Origin of the sequence: Stutzerimonas chloritidismutans AW-1 (genome assembly GCF_000495915.1) — a bacterium.
GTDB classification, from domain to species: Bacteria; Pseudomonadota; Gammaproteobacteria; order Pseudomonadales; family Pseudomonadaceae; genus Stutzerimonas; species Stutzerimonas chloritidismutans.
Map to the genome: position 1 here is coordinate 54,442 of NZ_AOFQ01000032.1, position 17,842 is coordinate 72,283.

16 protein-coding genes are annotated in these 17,842 nt (G+C 61.7%); 6 read left to right on the forward strand and 10 right to left on the reverse strand.

What is annotated here, in order from left to right:
• Positions 1-5 precede the first annotated feature (5 nt).
• On the forward strand, positions 6-980 hold the full coding sequence (locus F753_RS36155; protein ID WP_023445306.1) for a DMT family transporter: 975 nt from the start codon (positions 6-8) through the stop codon (positions 978-980).
• A gap of 13 nt (positions 981-993) precedes the next feature.
• Here the strand turns inward: F753_RS36155 and F753_RS36160 are convergent, their stop codons facing one another.
• Both F753_RS36160 and pnuC read right to left on the reverse strand, forming a co-directional pair.
• The gene (locus tag F753_RS36160; RefSeq protein WP_023445307.1) at positions 994-1,518 is read right to left on the reverse strand and encodes an AAA family ATPase; all 525 of its coding nucleotides are present in this window, start codon (positions 1,516-1,518) and stop codon (positions 994-996) included.
• Positions 1,515-2,078 carry a nicotinamide riboside transporter PnuC gene (gene pnuC / locus F753_RS36165; RefSeq protein WP_023445308.1) on the reverse strand — a complete coding sequence of 188 codons (564 nt, stop codon included), beginning with the start codon at positions 2,076-2,078 and terminating at the stop codon, positions 1,515-1,517. Before pnuC ends, F753_RS36160 begins: the two co-directional genes overlap by 4 nt.
• A gap of 238 nt (positions 2,079-2,316) precedes the next feature.
• On the opposite strand from pnuC, the gene F753_RS36170 reads away from it, so the two are divergent.
• Complete coding sequence (locus F753_RS36170; RefSeq protein WP_031297652.1) at positions 2,317-3,429, forward strand: acyltransferase family protein; 1,113 nt, start codon at positions 2,317-2,319, stop codon at positions 3,427-3,429.
• Between the two features lie 7 nt (positions 3,430-3,436).
• Here the strand turns inward: F753_RS36170 and F753_RS36175 are convergent, their stop codons facing one another.
• Positions 3,437-3,763, reverse strand: a complete 327-nt coding sequence (locus F753_RS36175) for a DUF5629 family protein (RefSeq protein ID WP_023445310.1) — start codon at positions 3,761-3,763, stop codon at positions 3,437-3,439.
• Positions 3,764-3,820: 57 nt separating this feature from the next.
• Complete coding sequence (gene metH / locus F753_RS36180; RefSeq protein ID WP_023445311.1) at positions 3,821-7,513, reverse strand: methionine synthase; 3,693 nt, start codon at positions 7,511-7,513, stop codon at positions 3,821-3,823.
• A gap of 163 nt (positions 7,514-7,676) precedes the next feature.
• Between metH and F753_RS36185 the strand changes: the two genes are divergently transcribed.
• From F753_RS36185 to F753_RS36200, 4 genes are all read left to right on the forward strand, one after another.
• Positions 7,677-9,956: a fatty acid cis/trans isomerase gene (locus tag F753_RS36185; protein ID WP_023445312.1), complete on the forward strand. Its 2,280-nt coding sequence runs from the start codon at positions 7,677-7,679 to the stop codon at positions 9,954-9,956.
• A 119-nt stretch (positions 9,957-10,075) separates the two neighbouring features.
• The gene (nfuA, locus tag F753_RS36190) at positions 10,076-10,660 is read left to right on the forward strand and encodes a Fe-S biogenesis protein NfuA (protein ID WP_003300421.1); all 585 of its coding nucleotides are present in this window, start codon (positions 10,076-10,078) and stop codon (positions 10,658-10,660) included.
• 151 nt (positions 10,661-10,811) lie between these two features.
• Positions 10,812-11,795, forward strand: a complete 984-nt coding sequence (locus tag F753_RS36195) for a response regulator (RefSeq protein ID WP_023445313.1) — start codon at positions 10,812-10,814, stop codon at positions 11,793-11,795.
• 2 nt (positions 11,796-11,797) lie between these two features.
• Positions 11,798-12,754 carry a sensor domain-containing diguanylate cyclase gene (locus F753_RS36200; protein ID WP_023445314.1) on the forward strand — a complete coding sequence of 319 codons (957 nt, stop codon included), beginning with the start codon at positions 11,798-11,800 and terminating at the stop codon, positions 12,752-12,754.
• A gap of 4 nt (positions 12,755-12,758) precedes the next feature.
• Here F753_RS36200 and F753_RS36205 read toward each other — a convergent pair whose 3' ends face one another.
• The 6 genes from F753_RS36205 to F753_RS36225 form a co-directional block, all read right to left on the reverse strand.
• Entirely contained in the window at positions 12,759-13,859 is a 1,101-nt protein-coding gene (locus F753_RS36205) for a DNA topoisomerase IB (RefSeq protein ID WP_023445315.1), read from the reverse strand.
• Between the two features lie 60 nt (positions 13,860-13,919).
• Complete coding sequence (locus F753_RS49720) at positions 13,920-14,084, reverse strand: hypothetical protein (RefSeq protein ID WP_003300414.1); 165 nt, start codon at positions 14,082-14,084, stop codon at positions 13,920-13,922.
• A gap of 102 nt (positions 14,085-14,186) precedes the next feature.
• Positions 14,187-14,879: a DUF421 domain-containing protein gene (locus F753_RS36210; RefSeq protein ID WP_023445316.1), complete on the reverse strand. Its 693-nt coding sequence runs from the start codon at positions 14,877-14,879 to the stop codon at positions 14,187-14,189.
• 74 nt (positions 14,880-14,953) lie between these two features.
• On the reverse strand, positions 14,954-15,235 hold the full coding sequence (locus F753_RS36215; RefSeq protein WP_023445317.1) for a hypothetical protein: 282 nt from the start codon (positions 15,233-15,235) through the stop codon (positions 14,954-14,956).
• Positions 15,236-15,376: 141 nt separating this feature from the next.
• On the reverse strand, positions 15,377-15,646 hold the full coding sequence (locus tag F753_RS36220; RefSeq protein WP_003300411.1) for a hypothetical protein: 270 nt from the start codon (positions 15,644-15,646) through the stop codon (positions 15,377-15,379).
• 402 nt (positions 15,647-16,048) lie between these two features.
• Positions 16,049-17,683 carry a methyl-accepting chemotaxis protein gene (locus F753_RS36225; RefSeq protein ID WP_014820155.1) on the reverse strand — a complete coding sequence of 545 codons (1,635 nt, stop codon included), beginning with the start codon at positions 17,681-17,683 and terminating at the stop codon, positions 16,049-16,051.
• Positions 17,684-17,842: the final 159 nt, after the last annotated feature.

A 17,842-nucleotide genomic window follows, 5' to 3' on the forward strand; every position in this document is an offset into this window, starting at 1 on the left:
AGCTTTTGAACCGCAGCCACCATCCGCATGCCATCAACACCAGCCTTGACAACCACACGCCGGAGACGCGCATGAGCGATAGCCGTGGCGGAACCACCCGCGCGCATCTGGGCATGCTGCTCTGGGCGCTATTTGTCGGGTTGTCGTTCCCCGCGGTGGGTTTGCTCACTGACGGCTTGCCGCCTCTGCTGCTGACAGCCATGCGTTTCAGCATTGCGGCATTGGTCCTGGCGCCGCTGGCCTGGAGCCAGAGCGAAGGGCGACCGAGTTGGCGCACGCTGTTGCTATACGCCGCCATGGGGCTATGCCTGGCGGGCTTTTTCGGCACCATGTTCTGGGCGGCCCATCGGGTCAGCGCGCTGTCGATGGCGACGTTGTTCGTCAGCGTGCCGCTACTGGCGTATTGCCTGGGCCGCGGGCTTGGTGTCGAGCAGCCAGCCGGCCGTCTGTTGGCTATCCTGGCGCTTGGTGCGAGCGGGGCGCTTGGGTTGGCATGGGCCGAGAACGGCGGCGATTTCTCCGGCATGCAGCTCGGCCTGGGCGAGCTGGGCTTCTTCTTTGGCTGCGTCGCTTCGGCGTTGTACCCGGTGCTCAGCAAATGGGGGCTGGCGAACGGCACGTTGCCGCGGCAGGCGGGTTTACGCACCTTCTGGAGCCTGATCGCCGGCGCGCTGCTGATCGGCCTGATGGGCTTTATCTGGGAGCAACCGGCGTCGCTGCTGCGCATGAACCTGCTGGATCTGCTGCTGGTGACCTACCTCGGCGTTTTTTCCAGCGCCATGACCTTCTTCCTGCAGCAGCGAGCGACATCCGTTCTCACGCCCGGTGCGGTCACGGCCTACAGCTACCTGGTGCCCTTCGTTTCGATGCTGCTGCTGTTCTTCGATCAGCCGGCGCGCATGGGTGTGCACTGGTTGCCGGGTAGCCTGTTGGTCGTGCTTGCCATCGGCCTGTTGTTACGTCGTGACCGCCAGCCATAGGGCTTGCGGCCAGTCATTCGCCTAGCAGAGCACGGGTGTGGGCGATCGCCTGCCGCTCGCGCTCGGTCCAGCAGCCGCTGACCTCGACGAAGGGCTGGTCCCGCTGCACCAACCAGCTGCGACATGCCTGGAAGAAGTCCATCCGTTCGCTGAGATCAGGCTGACAGCGCTGACCGTCGCCATGCCACTCGATTCCCTCGGGCGAGAGCAACAGATGTTGGTGGTAATCCCGCCCCAGCAGTTCATCCTCGAGCCAGGTCGGGCAGTCGCCAAAGAGCGTGCGGCTCCAGAGCATGTTGCTTAGCAGATGGGTGTCGAGAATCAGCAGATGCGGTGCCTGAATTCTCGCGGCGTCTTCCCAGTCCAGCTGGCCACGGGCAATCGCAGGAATGTCGACAAGCGTCGTGTCGCGTTGCGTCTGCTCGATGTAATGGCGTACGTACTCGCCCACCATCACTCCGCCGAATGTGCGCAGCAGCCGCTGTGCAAGCCAGCTTTTGCCGCTGGACTCCGGACCGGTGAGCACCAGCACCTTCATCGCGTCGCCACCAGTGCAGTGCGCCACTCTCGCAGCCCCATGACCGCAAGTCCGGTGAACAGCGCGTAGAGGCCGGCCGTCAGCCAGTAGCCCTGATAGCTGAAGAAGGCAACGAACAGCACATCCACGACGATCCACAGAACCCAGCACTGCAGGCGCTTGAGGGCCATCCACAGCTGTGCGAGCAGGCTGAATGCAGTGAGTGCGGCGTCGATCCAGGGAAACGCAGCCTCGGTGAAACTCGCCATGGCGCTGCCGAGCAGCAGGCTGCCGAGCGCTGTACAGGCAATGCCTATAGCCACCTCACGCGGGCTGGCGCCGGTCACGGGCCTACCGTGTTCGCCTGCGGCACCTCGCGTCCAGGCCCACCAGCCGTAGAGCTGCATTGCGGCGAAAACACTATGCAGCAACACCTGTGAATACAGCCTGGCGTCGAGGAAAAACCAGGCGTACAGCGACACCATGCCCAGCCCGATCGGCCAGCACCATGGGTTCTGGCGCACCGTCAGCCATACGGCGATTACGCCAAGCAGCGAGGCGATCAGTTCGAGAGACGACATGGTGTGCAACCGGGCTTGCAGACGAGGGGCGCGATCATAGCGGACGTCTCCGCCGATGGCTGCATGTTGTGAGGCGCGCCAGGATTGAACGACGCCGGTATCGGCTGGTCATGGTTGAGGCGAGGGCGCAGCGGGAGGCTGGCCAGGTGTTGAACAAAGCCCCGAGGTAATGGAATCGATCCTGAATGACCCAGGCAATGGCTGGTAGTCGCGGTGGCTTGCGAATATCGGACTGCTTATGAGTGATGCCGGAGCGATGCACGGCAAGAATCGCAATATTCAATTTCTTCGTGGCCTGGCAATCGTGATGGTGCTGCTGGCCCATGCCTCGGTGATGCTGGTCGGCGCGGAGGCCGACTGGTGGGACGGCTTGCTGCAGCGCTTCCTGCCAGGCGTCGGGGTCGATCTGTTCTTTCTTATTTCCGGCTACCTGATGGGTGCGACCTTTCTGCGCAAGCAGCAGCGTTTCGATGCGCTTGCGGTGTACGCCTTCTACAAGAAGCGCATCCGCCGTGTGCTGCTGCCGACCTGGTTCTGGGCGGCAGTGGTATTGCTGTTCAGCGTCATCGAGCCGCCGCGTGGGGCGCCGGCTTACTCGCTGGATACGCTGCTCGGCGTGACAGCGAGCGCCGCGTTCTTTCTCGCCAATGTCTTCAACGGGCTGCACGAGACGGATTTCGGCTATTTCTGGTCGATCGCCCTGGAAGTGCAGTTCTACGTGCTGTTTCCGCTGCTGCTCCTACTGGGCAGGGCGTTCTGGCCGGCGGTGATCGGCATCGTGCTCTGGTTCAGCTTCGCCAATCCGTTCACGCCCGAGTGGCTGTTCCGCGCGAACGGCCTGTTCATGGGGCTGCTGTTGTGGAAGCTGTCGTCGCTGGATCAGTTTCGCGTCGTTGAGCGCGACATCGAAGCGATGACCGCCACCAGCAAAGTGCTGGTGATTGGCCTGGCGGTGGTCTCGGCGAGCATTCTGGCCATCGCTCTGGAGCCGTACGCGTCGTTTCGTTGGGCGGCAACGACGCTGGTGTTGGCCGTGCCCTTCATACTCGCGGCCTGCTCTAGCGACGCGGTATTCGGCGCGTTGTCGCGACCGTTCGAGGCGATCGGCCAGACATCGTTCTCGCTGTACCTGTGCCACATCCCTGTCTGGCTGCTGTGCATGAGCTGGCTCGACGGCCAGCCGCTGCTACCGCGCGTGGCGGTTTGCGTAACGATGTCGCTGATCGTCGCCGGTCTGAGCTATCGCTATATCGAACGGCCGCTGATGGAGGGTGCGAAGTCGGCGGCAGCCGCCGAAGAGGGGACGACTGCGAGTTCAATAGCCGTCGCCCGCGCAGGGCGAGGCGGCTAGAGACGCGTTACTCGTCCTCGTCCTCGCCGCCGATGGCGCTGAGGCACTGCAGGCGGTGCGGGCCTTCCAGCAGCCAGTTTTCGCCATCGGGCTGGCGCTGGGCTTCCATGATCTGGTTGTAGCTGAACTGCCACTGGCGGCGTGTGCGGCCGTCGACCAGATCGATCGTCAGCAGGATGTCTTCGCTGGCGAATGGCTGATTGGCTTCAGCCGCGGCGTCGGCATCGTCGAGCAGCGCCTCGTTTAACGCGAACTGCCAGGCATGCAGGTCGTCGATGATCAGCATGTCGGCGGTTTCGAGTTCGTCGATCAGCAGCGGTGTTTCGGATGACATGGTGCAAGCTCCATTGAGCGGAACGACGGCGGGCGTTCACAAGCGCCCGCCGCGGGATCAGTTGTCGTAGCCCAGATTCGGCATCAGCCAGCGTTCACTGACGGCGATGTCTTCGCCCTTGCGCTGGCTGTAGCTTTCCACCTGATCCTTGTCGATCTTGCCGACGGCGAAATACTGCGCCTCGGGATGGGCGAAATACCAGCCACTGACCGCTGCGGTCGGCAGCATGGCGTAGTGCTCGGTGAGGGTGACCTGGCTGATGCCGTCGGCATCCAGCAGCTGGAACAGCGTGCCTTTCTCGGTATGGTCCGGGCAGGCCGGGTAGCCAGGGGCAGGGCGGATGCCCTTGTACTGCTCGCGGATCAGTTCCTCGTTGCTCAGTTGCTCATCCTTGGCGTAGCCCCAGTACTGCTTGCGCACCTGTTCGTGCAGCCATTCGGCGCAGGCCTCGGCGAGGCGGTCGGCGAGCGCCTTGACCATGATCGAGTTGTAGTCGTCGCCCTTGTCCTGATAGGCCTTGGCCAGCTCCTCGGCGCCGATGCCGGCGGTACAGATGAAGCCGCCTACATAGTCGGTGATGCCGCTGTCTTTCGGCGCGACGAAGTCGGCCAGGGACAGATTCGGCTTGGCATCCGGCTTGATGATCTGCTGGCGCAGGTGGTGCAGGGTGGCCAGCTTTTCGCCGCCGTCGCCGTACACTTCCAGGTCATCGTCCTGCACTTGGTTGGCTGGCCAGAAGCCGAACACCGCACGGGCGCGGATCAGCTTTTCATCAATCAGCTTGTTCAGCATCGCCTGGGCATCGCTGAACAGCGCGGTGGCCGCTTCGCCGACCACTTCGTCCTCGAGAATGCGTGGGTACTTGCCGGCCAGGTCCCAGGCAATGAAGAACGGCGTCCAGTCGATGTACTCGGCCAGCGTGCGCAGGTCGATATCTTCCAGCAACTGGCGGCCGGTGAAGCTCGGCCTGACCGGCGTGTAGCCGGCCCAGTCGAACTGTGGCTTGTTGGCGACGGCCTGGGCATAGCTCAAGCGCTCGGTGCGCGCACTGCGGTTGGCGGTGCGCTCGCGGATCATGGCGTACTCTTCGCGGGTCTTGTCGACGAAGGCCGGCTTGAGTTCCTTGGACAGCAAAGTAGTGGCGACACCCACCGCGCGCGAGGCGTCGGTGACGTAGACCACTGCATCGTTGTGGTACTGCGGGTCGATCTTCACCGCGGTGTGCGCCTTGGAGGTGGTGGCGCCGCCGATCATCAGCGGCAGGCTGAAGCCCTGGCGCTGCATTTCCTTGGCGACGTGGACCATTTCGTCCAGCGAAGGCGTGATCAGGCCGGAGAGGCCGATGATGTCGCACTTCTCGGCGATGGCGGTCTGCAGAATCTTGTCCGCCGGCACCATCACGCCCATGTCGACCACGTCGTAACCGTTACAGCCGAGCACCACGCCGACGATGTTCTTGCCGATGTCGTGCACGTCGCCCTTCACCGTGGCCATGAGGATCTTGCCCTTGGCTTCCGGCTTGTCGCCTTTTTCCGCTTCGATGAAGGGAATCAGATGGGCGACGGCCTGCTTCATCACACGGGCGGATTTGACCACCTGTGGCAGGAACATCTTGCCGGCGCCGAACAGGTCGCCAACCACGTTCATACCGCTCATCAGCGGGCCTTCGATCACCTCGATGGGTCGCTTGCACTGCTGGCGGCATTCCTCGGTGTCTTCGACGATAAAGGCGGTGATGCCCTTGACCAGTGCGTGCTCGAGGCGCTTGTCCACCGGCAGGCTGCGCCACTCTTCGGTTTCGGCCTCCTTCACGGAGCCGTCGCCCTTGTATTTGTCAGCGAGCTCCAGCAAGCCTTCGGTGCCGTTGGCGCTGCGGTTGAGTACCACGTCCTCGACCGCGTCGCGCAGCTCCTTGGGAATCTCGTCGTAGATCTCCAGCTGACCGGCGTTGACGATGCCCATGGTCAGGCCCGCCTTGATCGCATGGAACAGGAATACCGAGTGGATCGCTTCGCGCACCGGGTTGTTGCCGCGGAAGGAGAACGACACGTTGGATACGCCGCCCGAAGTCAGCGCGTAGGGCAGGTTGTCGCGAATGAAAGCGCAGGCCTCGATGAAGTCGACTGCGTAGTTGTTGTGTTCCTCGATGCCGGTGGCGATGGCAAAGATGTTCGGGTCGAAGATGATGTCTTCCGGCGGAAAGCCGACTTCATTGACCAGAATGTCGTAGCTGCGCTGGCAGATCTCGCGCTTGCGTGCGGCGGTATCGGCCTGGCCGGCTTCGTCGAAGGCCATGACCACCACGGCGGCGCCATAGCGCTTGCACAGGTGGGCGTGGTGCTTGAACTGCTCGACGCCTTCCTTCATCGAGATCGAGTTGACGATGCCCTTGCCCTGGATGCACTTGAGGCCTGCCTCGATCACTTCCCACTTCGAGGAGTCGATCATGATCGGCACGCGGGAGATGTCCGGTTCGCCGGCGATCAGGTTGAGGAAGGTGACCATGGCCGCCTTCGAATCCAGCATGCCCTCGTCCATGTTGATGTCGATCACCTGGGCGCCGGCTTCGACCTGCTGCAGGGCGACTTCCAGAGCCTCGGTGTAGTTCTCCTCGCGGATCAGGCGGGCGAACTTGGCGGAGCCGGTGATGTTGGTGCGCTCGCCGACGTTGACGAACAGCGAGCTGCGGTCGATGGTGAACGGCTCCAGACCCGAGAGTCGGCAGGCCTTGGGGATGTCCGGAATGACGCGCGGCGGGTATTTGCTGACAGCCTCGGCAATCGCCTGGATGTGAGCAGGCGTGGTACCGCAGCAGCCGCCGATGATGTTGAGAAAGCCGGAGGAGGCGAATTCCTCGACCACCGCGGCCATCTCTGCCGGGCTTTCGTCGTATTCGCCGAAGGCGTTCGGCAGGCCAGCGTTGGGATGCGCGGAAACGAAGGTTTCGGCCTTGCTGGAGAGCTCTTCCAGGTATGGGCGCAGGTCCTTGGCGCCCAGAGCGCAGTTCAGGCCCACGGAGATCGGCTTGGAGTGGCGCACCGAGTTCCAGAATGCCTCGGTGGTCTGCCCGGACAGCGTGCGGCCGGAAGCGTCGGTGATGGTGCCGGAGATCATGATCGGCAATTCGACGCCTTCGTCTTCGAACACCTGCTGCACGGCGAAGATCGCCGCCTTGGCATTCAGCGTGTCGAAGATCGTTTCGATCAGGATCAGATCGGCGCCGCCCTCGATCAGGCCGCGCGTGGCCTCGACGTAGTTCTCTACCAGCAGGTCGAAGGTGACGTTGCGATAGCCGGGGTTGTTGACGTCCGGGGAGATCGAGCAGGTGCGGCTGGTCGGGCCGAGTACGCCTGCGACGAAGCGCGGACGGTCCGGCGTTTCGGCGGTCTTGGCGTCGGCCACTTCACGCGCCAGGCGTGCGCCTTCGACGTTCAGCTCATACACCAGCGATTCCATGCCGTAGTCGGCCTGAGAAACCTGGGTAGCGTTGAAGGTGTTGGTTTCGAGGATGTCGGCGCCGGCGTCTAGGTAGGCCTTTTCAATGGCCTGGATGATATCCGGGCGGCTCAGCAGCAAGAGGTCATTGTTGCCTTTGACGTCCTGCGGCCAGTCGGCGAAGCGCGCGCCGCGGTAGTCTTCCTCTTCCAGCTTGTAGCTCTGGATCATGGTTCCCATGCCGCCGTCGAGAATCAGGATGCGCTCTTTGAGCGCTTGCTGAAGGGCCTGAAGACGGGAGCTGCGAGTGGACATGGGGACTACCTGAAAAGCTGGGACAAAAGAGTGCGAATGATAGCAAAGCTGCATGCTTTTTTAGCCTTCGCGCTTTTGCATGAAGATTATTCAGGTTGGGAGGCGTTGGCCGTGACCCGGCAGAGGCGAATAGAATGCGCGCTCATCTCAAGGCGTTCGATGCATGTCATTTCGTTTCTGGCTCGCTTGCCTTCTATTCCTCTCGTTCACCGCTGCGCGCGCCGAAGCCCTCTCTTATCAGCGTGATATCCAGCCGATATTCACCGCCAACTGCGTCGCTTGCCACGCCTGTTATGACTCGCCCTGCCAGCTCAATCTCGGCAGTGGTGAGGGCGCATCCCGCGGCGCGAACAAGCTGCCGGTATACAACGGCGTACGGGTAAAGGCCCAGGAGCCCACGCGCCTGTTTCTCGACGCCGATCACGACGCCGCGTGGCGGCGCAAGGGCTTCAATTCGGTACTCGATGGCGAGGGCAACCAGGCTGCGCTGATGGCACGAATGCTCGAGCTCGGTCGCAGCCAGCCGCTGACGCCCAATGCCAAGCTGCCGTCGGCGCTGGAGATCGGCATCGGCCGGGAAAACACCTGCCCGCTGCCGGATGAATTCGACCGCTACGCCCGACGCAACATGCATGGCGGCATGCCTTTCGCCGTAACCGGGCTGAGCGATACCGAGTACGCACTCCTGCAGCGTTGGCTCGAGCAGGGCGCGTCAGTCGAGGCGAGTTCGCCGCCCGAGCCTTCGGCAACCGAGTCCGTGCAGATCGACGAGTGGGAACGCTTGCTCAACACTCCCGGTGCACGCGGCAATCTGGTTGGCCGCTGGTTGTATGAGCACCTTTTCATCGCGCATCTGTACTTCGAAGGGGAGGGAGGCGGTCGTTTCTATCAGCTGGTGCGTTCGCGCACGCCCAGTGGCGAGCCGGTCGACGCCATTGCGACGCGACGGCCGAACGATGATCCGGGTACCCGGTTCAGCTATCGCCTGCGACCGATTACCGACGTGATCGTGCACAAGACGCACATCACCTATCCACTCAGCGCTGCGAAGCTGGCGCGGGTCCGTTCGCTGTTCTTCAGCGGTGACTCGACGGTGGATGCCATCCCCGGTTACGGCGCAGATCACAGAGCCAATCCGTTCAAGACTTTCCAGGCTATTCCCGCCGAGGCGCGGTACCAGTTCATGCTGGATAACGCCGAGTATTTCGTCCGCACCTTTATCCGCGGGCCGGTGTGCCGCGGGCAGATCGCCACGGACGTGATTCGCGACAACTTCTGGGTGTTCTTCCAGGACCCGCAGCACGATCTGTACATTACCGACCGGCGCTATCGCGAACAGACCACGCCGCTGCTGGCGATGCCCGGGCAGTTCGATGAAATGGGCGACCTGCTTGCGTTCTGGAAGAGCTACCGGGTCAAGCGCAACCACTACGAACAGCTGCGCATGAATGCGTATGCGGGCAAGCCCGCGCAGTGGAAGCAGATCTGGTCCGGCAATGACAATGCCTTGCTGAGCATCTTCCGCCAGCATGACAGCGCCTCGGTGCGCAAAGGGCTGATCGGCGAGATTCCGCAGACGCTCTGGTGGATGGACTATCCGCTGCTCGAGCGCACCTATTACCAGCTCGTGGTCAATTTCGACGTATTCGGCAACGTCTCCCATCAGGGCCAGACACGGCTTTACTTCGACCTGATTCGTAACGGCGCGGAGCTGAACTTCCTTCGGCTGCTGCCGGCCGCCTCACGCCAGGCCATCCTCGATGGCTGGTACGAGCAGGGTGGGCAGCTGAAGCTGCTCTTGGCCTACACCTCCATCGACGATTCGACACCCTCGCTGCTGACGCTGAACAGGGCTGATCCGAAGCGCGCGTTCGCTCGAGAGATGCTGGCAAGGTACGCCGGCATCAACGCAGCCACCGATCCGATCAACCGTTGCCAGGGTACCCAGTGCTACCGCGCAGGGCAGCCCGCGAGCCTGCAAGGGGCCGAGCAGGCGCTCAGTCGTCTGACCAACCGACTCGCCGGAGCCTTGCCGGCGATCCAGCATCTGCCGGAAGCCACGCTGCTGCGCATCGAGCACGACGGCGATCGGCGTGAGATATACAGCCTGCTGCGCAACCGCGCCCACAGCAACGTCGCCTTCATGTACGGCGAGTCGCTGCGCTGGCAGCCGAGGTTGGACACCCTGACGGTGTATCCAGGGGTTCTCAGCAGCTATCCGAATTTCCTCTTCAATGTGCCTGCCGCCGAGGTGCCGGCATTTGTCGCAGCACTGGAGGAGGTCAGGGCGAGTGATCAGCTGGAGCGCCTGGTCGACCGCTGGGGCGTGCGGCGCAGCCATCCGCGTTTCTGGGATTACTTCAACGATCTGACCCGCTATCTCGAAGAAACCGAGCCACTGGAAGCGGGCGTACTGGATATGAATCGCTACGAAAATCTCTGATTCGCCGTGAGCGGCGACTGCGGCCGGAACTCGACCACGTTTAACCCGACTAAAATACTAGGACTTAACCGCGGCAGTGGTTTGGCGTACACTGCGGCGCATGTCTGCGAGGAGTTCCCATGAGCGCGATCACCATTACCGAAGCTGCACACGATTATCTGGCCGACCTGCTCGAGAAGCAGAACACCACCGGCATCGGCATTCGCATCTTCATTACCCAGCCGGGCACCCCTTATGCTGAAACCTGCATCGCCTACTGCAAGCCGGGCGAGGAGAAGCCTGACGACATTGCACTGGCGCTGAAGAGCTTCACGGCCTGGATCGATGGCACCAGCGAACCCTTCCTCGAGGATGCACTGGTCGACTACGCGACCGACCGGATGGGTGGCCAGCTGACCATCAAGGCGCCGAATGCCAAGGTGCCGATGGTCAATGAAGACAGCCCGATGAACGAGCGCATCAACTATTACCTGCAGACCGAGATCAATCCGGGCCTGGCCAGCCATGGCGGGCAGGTCACGCTGATCGATGTGGTCGAGGAAGGCATCGCAGTGCTGCAGTTCGGCGGTGGTTGTCAGGGCTGTGGGCAGGCTGACGTCACCCTCAAGGAAGGTATCGAGAAGACCCTGCTGGCTCGGATTCCAGAGCTCAAGGGCGTGCGCGATGTGACCGATCACACCAATCGCGAGAACGCCTATTACTGATCCGAAACAGCCCGTCGGAGCAGCACCGCCGGGCCGCTCGGCAGTTTTTAAGGTGAAATGCCACTATTTTGCCTTCATGGTGCGCACAGCGCGCCTTTCCTGCGATAAGCTCTCGTGCCAAGGTTAATCGGGCAACGAGAGCTCGTACCACATGTCTGCCATTTCCCTGTTGATCTGCGATGACTCCGCGCTGGCGCGCAAGCAGCTTCTGCAAGCGCTGCCTGCCGGTTGGCCGGTCGACGTCAGTCAGGCGGCCACCGGCCTCGAAGCGCTGGAGCAGGTCCGCGAGGGTGGCGTCGACGTCCTCTTGCTCGACCTCACCATGCCCGAGCTGGATGGTTATCAGGTCCTCGCGCAGCTGCGCGAAGAACGGCTGCAGTGCAAGACCATCGTGATATCCGCCGACATTCAGGATGAGGCCGTGCGCCGTGTCCTGGCCCTCGGCGCGCTGGCTTTCATCAAGAAGCCCGCCGATCCGGTGCACCTGCACCAGACGCTGGCGAGCCTTGGCCTGCTGGATGATGTGTCGCCTCTGATCGCCAGGGTCGCAGGGGAAAAGATCGGTTTTCGCGATACCTTTCGTGAGGTGGTCAACATAGCCATGGGCCGGGCTGCGGCGCTCCTGGCGCGCGTGCTGGGTGTGTTCATCCAGTTGCCGATTCCCAATGTAAATATTCTCGAAGTCGGCGAGCTGCATATGGCGCTGGCCGATGCGGCGCGTGGCGAGAAGTTGACTGCCGTCTGCCAGGGCTACATTGGCGGTGGTATCGCAGGCGAGGCGCTGCTGCTGTTCCATGACTCCGAAGTGGCCGACATGGCACGCCTGATGCGGCGGCAGGACTATCTGGAGATGGAGATGCTCCTGGATCTGTCGAGCCTGCTGATCAGCGCATGCCTCAGCGGAATCGCCGAGCAGATCGAAGTGGTGTTTTCCCAGGGGCACCCGCAGGTGCTGGGGCAGCACGCATCGATCGACGAGCTGATCCGGCTCAATAGTGCCAGATGGAAGAAGACCCTGGCGGTGGAAATCAGCTACAGCCTGGAAGGGCACGATATCCACTTTGACCTGCTGCTGCTGTTCACGGAAGATTCGGTCGAGCTGCTGACACGCAAGCTTGCCCACCTGATGGATTGAGCATGAGCAATTCTGCCGAGTTGAACGAGCTTCACTGGTTGCTGGCGATCGTCCAGAGCATCGACGTGGGCGTCGTCGTGCTGGACCGCGACTACCGTGTCGAGGTCTGGAACACCTTCATGGAAAACCGTTCCGGCTTGCAGCCGGAGAATGCGCGCAATCGGTCGTTCTTCACGCTGTTTCCCGAAGTCGATGAAGACTGGTTCCGCCGGAAGGTGGAAAGCGTGATGACCCTCGGTACGCCATCTTTCACCATCTGGGAGCAGCGCCCTTATCTGCTGCGCTTCAAGAACTACCAGCCGATCACCGGGCTGGAAGACTTCATGTACCAGAACACCACGCTGCTGCCTCTCAAGGGCGTCAACGGCAGCATCGACCAGGTGTGCCTGATCATCTATGACGTCACCGATGTCGCCGTGAACCGCCGCCAGTTGCAGGCGGCGAATGCCGAGTTGCAGCGCCTGTCCAGCACTGACCGGTTGACCGGGCTCTACAACCGCGGGCACTGGGAAGAGATGCTCCGCCTGGATTACGCTCGTCATCGCCGCTATGACAGCCAGGCGGCTTTGGTCATGTTCGATATCGACCACTTCAAGGCGATCAACGATACCTATGGGCATCAGGTCGGCGATACCGTGATTCAGCAGGTCGCGGAGCTGATTCGCGAAAATCTGCGCGATTCGGACGTGGCTGGCCGCTACGGCGGTGAAGAGTTCGTGGTACTGCTACCGGATACCGACAAACAGGGTGCAATGACCTTTGCGGAGCGTTTGCGGCATGCGGTGGAGAGCCGCGAGGTTCAGCACGAGCAGCACCGCATTCGCTTCACCATCAGTCTGGGTGTTGCGGACCTCAGCGTCCCCACCCACAGTCATGCGCAACTGATCGAATGGGCCGATTCGGCGCTCTATGCCTCAAAGGCGGCCGGTCGCAATCGCGTCACCCTGCATCAGCACTAGCGCTTCAGCCCGCCGCTTTGCGGAGAAAAGCCAGCAACGCAACCTCTTCGGCGCTGAGCCACTTGCGTTTGCGCGCGGCGCGCACATCAGCCAGCTCGCCTGCGCTGAAGGCTTGCAGAATCGCCGGGTGGATGTAGCACTGGCGGCAGACCGCAGGGGTGTTGCCCAGCTGGCTGGCGACCTGCTTCACCGTCTCGACCAGATTCTGCTTGGCGACGGCTTCCGTGGATGCGTCCAGCTTGCGTAGCCGTTCCAGTGCCAGCGCGCTTCCGGCCCAGGTGCGATAGTCCTTGGCAGTGAAGTCGCGACCGGTCATCTCGCGAAGATAAAGGTTCACGTCGTTGGAGCTGACCGCGCGGCGCTGACCATCTTCATCCAGGTACTGAAACAGCTGCTGGCCCGGCAGCTCCATGCAGCTGCGCATCAGCCTGGCCAGCCGACGGTCGCGCAGGGTGACTTCGTGCTCCACGCCGCTCTTGCCTCGAAAGTGGAAGCGGATCGAGGTTCCTTTGACATTCACGTGACGCGTACGCAGGGTCGTCAGCCCGTAGGATCGGTTGTCCCTCGCATAGCGCGAGTTGCCGATCCGGATCAAGGTCGACTCCAGCAACATGACCACCAGGGCCATGACCTTCTCACGCGCCATGCCGGGTCTAGCCAGGTGTTTTTCCAGATCGCGGCGCAGTTTCGGCAAGGCTTCACCGAACTCGAGCATTCGTTCGTACTTGTCGCTGTCGCGAATCTCTCGCCAACGCGTGTGATAGCGGTATTGCTTCCGTCCACGGGCGTCGCGCCCGGTCGCCTGAAGATGCCCTTGAGCATCCGGGCATATCCAAACGTCACGATAAGCGGGTGGAATCGCCAGCTTGTTGATGCGACGAATTTCCGCCTCATCGCGAATGCGCTCGCCGTTCGGCTCGAAGTAGACGAACTTGCCGCGCAGTCGCCTGCGGCGGATGCCTGGCTGGGAATCATCGACGTAATGCAGGTCCGGCGGCAGTGTTGGGCACAGCAGCGTACCGGTGTCGCCGGTCTCATCGGCAGGAACAGGGCGAGTGCCCTCGGCCAGAGGCACCGGGTCGTCCATCAGGATGTCGTTGCGCATGTATGACCGTTCCCGCTATGGCCTCGCCGGGGTAGCGACCGGCGAGGCTTTTGGATGGGCTCAACTGTCCTTTTCGTTGCTGTTGCGCATCAGCAATCGAATGGCTGCGACCAGCTCGTCGATGGCTTCGCGATAGAGCTCGGGTTTGGCTTCGGTTTCAGCCTGATCGGCATGTTTGCGCGCGGTATCGAGGTGATCGTTGATCGATGAATAGTCGCCAAGCATGGTGTGCTCCTGCTGCAGTGAGTAGAGAAGGCGTAACCAGGAAGCGGGTTCCGGCGCCTCTAACAACTGACCGGCCAGCAGGATGGCGGTTCTGACCGTGTATCAGCGCGATCTCTGTGTGGAAAGCGCCTTCGACCAGGTTGGATTGGAACACCGCGGGCATTGTTGGCTTTGCTGGCTTTCCAGCGCCTGGGGGAAGCCGCAGCGGCTGCAGGCGTACATACCGGCCGCCGGCACCTGGTGGAAGACCGGTCGGTACTCCGGCGGGAGGACGGACAATCCAGGGCGTACCGCGTGGTCCTCATGGAAGAACAGGCTGACGTTGCCATCGTTCTCGAGAATACCGAGCCTGACCTGGCCAAGATGCTCGACCCCTTGCTGGCGCAGCTCCATGAAGAATTCATCGGCAGAAATGTTCAGGCTGTCGAGGCTGCGCAGCTCATAGATGCCGTCGCGAATGATGGTGACGGGACGGCCTTCGAGCCAGGCTCCGAATCGCGGGCTGCGATTCATGAAGAACACCGTGAGGCGGTACAGCGCCAGCAGGGTGGCGAACACCGCTGCGACCGGCAGCAACGGCACGTCTTCGTAGAATGAAACGTCGCCTGCGGCCGAGCCGAGGGTCAGGATGATCACCAGCTCGAACACCGAAAGCTGGCGAATGCCGCGACGGCCGCTGACCTTGAGAAAGACGAACACGGCAACGAAGGCCAGCAGTGCCCGCAGCGCGACTTCGGCGACGAACATCAATGGAAATTCGTGCAGAAGCATGCGCTGCATGTCAAAGGGGGTCATCTTGAATCGTCCTTCCAGGCATTCGGTGCGATTTCTTCAAGCTCGGCTTTAGCTGACGCCGACGTCCACCACGGTCAGCGCGCGGCTGCTATCTCGAATTCCAGGTTGATTCCGTCACCGCTGCCGTCGCCCACCACCGAGCCGGTTGCGGGCTTGTGGCTGACGGCTCGACCGTCATAGAAGTCGCTCAGGTGCCGCTGTGCGATTTCGCCTATATGCGTGATCAGGCCCGGCATCTGGACATCTCGCGGCACGATGAAGTGCAGTGTGACGGTATGGGCGCCCGGCTCTTGCGCAAGGTCGGCGAGGCCGCAGCTTTGCCATTGATCGTTGACGTACGCTTCTGCACCTTTCATGAGCTTCTCCTGTTTCACGTGTTGTTGTTTAGGACCGTTAAACACGCGAATGGATCAGTAGAGCAGTTGGCGTAGCCGAATTCGGGGCATGAAAAAAGGCCTGGGGCACCGCCGCAGGCCTTTGTTCGTTGCAAGCCATGGTTACTCTGGCATGTGCCAGGGCGACAGATGCGCGCCGTCGCGGCTCAGCTGCGCGCGAGTCTGTTCCAGGGTTTCGCCGAGCTTCACGGGATCGGTGAACACGCTGCTGGACATCTTGCAGCGGCCTAGCAGACGGGCCTCGTCGCGGTCGACGACGGTGATGCTGACTTCACCGTTTCCTTCGGGCAGCGTCCAGGCAACGCACTGGAAGGGCTTGAACGCGCGGTCGGTGATCAAAAGGGCTTCATTGATACGCAGCGGGGTGTGCATGGGGCATGTCTCTCTGTGTGATACCCAAAATACCTGCAGCCAAGCTCGTTGGCGTTGGCCTTACATTGCAGTTGATGTACCCAGAGGACTGACGAGTCACATGTGAGTTCGAAAAAATTTGAAGGGCTTTGCAATTAGCCAAAAGTATAACGTTGACGCCTGGCCGAGTCGGCTTAGTACTTTTGAGCTAACTCCCTGTAAATATTGAAAAACTTCGCAACGCCATGCGCAGCGTGAGGGAATCGGCGCGGGACGCAAAAAAAATCCCGTGCGACAACCTGTCGCGACGGGAAATGTATCGAATCTCTAAGGGCGTGCTCCGCGATGGAGCGTGGGGCGGGGCGCCTGCTTCGTCGAAGTGCCTGCGGCTGCTCATCTGGCGGGCCGCAGGCAAAGGGTTTATCAGACCTTGAACTGGCTCAGCAGACGATTCAGCTGATCGGCGAGTTCGCCAAGGCGCTTACCAGCTTCACTGGACTGCTCGGCAGCCAGGGTGCTTTCCTGCGCCAGCCCGGCCGCCTGGGTCACGTTCTGGTTGATGTCCTCGACCACGTGGGACTGTTGTAGCGTGGCACTGGCGATTGATGCGTTCAGGCCTGAGAGGTTGCGCAGCGCCTGGGCAATTTCGCCAAGGCTCTCGCCGGCCTGGCTGGCTTGCTCTACGGTGAGCTGGGAGGCGCGATTGCTTTCCATGATCACGTTTACCGCAGCGCCGGAGTTCTTCTGCAGGCGTTCGATCATGCTATGTATCTCGGCAGTCGATTGCTGCGTACGCTGCGCCAGCAGACGAACCTCGTCGGCCACCACGGCGAAACCGCGGCCCTGTTCACCGGCTCGGGCAGCTTCGATCGCGGCATTGAGCGCGAGCAGGTTGGTCTGCTCGGCGATCGAGCCGATCACTTCCAGTACCGAACCGATCTTGGTGGTTTCATCAGCCAGTGACTGAATCACGTCGACGGCCTGGCCGATGGTCGCGGAAAGCTCGTCGATCTGCTGCAGGCTCGTTTCGATATTGCGCTGACCCTGGCCCGCCTGATTTTCGGCGTTGCCGACTTCGCTGGAGGCATGCTCGGCGTTCTTCGCGACTTCCTGTACGGCGTAGGTGACTTCGTTGACGGCGGTGGCGACCTGCTCCATTTGCAGCATCTGCTGCTGGCTCTGCTCATGGGCCTGACCGGAAAGCTGGCTCAGCGAACGGGAGGATTGGTCCAGCGCGCCGGCTGTCTCGAACAGCTGACCGACCACGGTGCGCAGTTTCTGGGTGAAGCGGTTGAAGTCACGGCCAAGGGTGCTCAGCTCGTCGTTGCCGGATACATCCAGCGTACGCGTCAGATCGGCTTCGCCACTGGCGATATTCGCCATCGCCGACATGGTGTGGCGCAGGGGGCGCACGATGCTGCGGATCAGGATCGCCACCAGCACGGCCATGATTGCCGAGATAAAGAGGCCGATCAGGGAGAAACGAGTCAGATAGTTCCAGAATTCCTGCTCGACATCGTCTACGTAGATGCCCGAGCCGATGATCCAGCCCCAAGGCTTGAACAACTGCACGTAGGAGATCTTCGGCACCGGATCTGCTTCACCGGGCTTGGCCCACATGTAGTCGACCAGACCAGCCCCGTCCCGCTGGGCGATCTTGACCATCTCGTTGAACAGTTCCTTGCCTTCCGGATCCTTGATCTTCGACAGGTCCTGGCCGTCCAGCTTCGGCTGCATCGGATGCATGATCATGGTCGGGCCGAGGTCGTTGATCCAGTAATAGTCCTGACCGTCGTAGCGCAGCAGGCGGATCTGCTCCATGGCCGCCTTCTGTGCTTCGCTCGTGGTCATGGCGCCACTGGTCTCCTGTGCCCGGTAGTACTCGAGCACGCCGGATGCAGCCTCGACTATGTTCCGAGTTGCCTCCTGCTTGCCACGATACAAGTCGGAGCGGACCTGCTGAATCATCAGCATGCCGAGGATGAACAGCATGACGACGGCGACCACGGGGATCAGCCAGAGGCGCTTGCTAATGGGAACGTTGCGCAGCAGATTCATGAATAGGGCTCCTGATGGGACTTTCTTATCGTTTTGTTCTGGCTGATCGGTGGGTCTGTCGCGCCACTGTCGACCTTCTGGTTGCGGTCGTTTCGCGGCACCCTGTATAGCTTTTCGGCCGCCCGTGGCTAAAAATGAGCCCCGTTTCGTTTGCAGAGG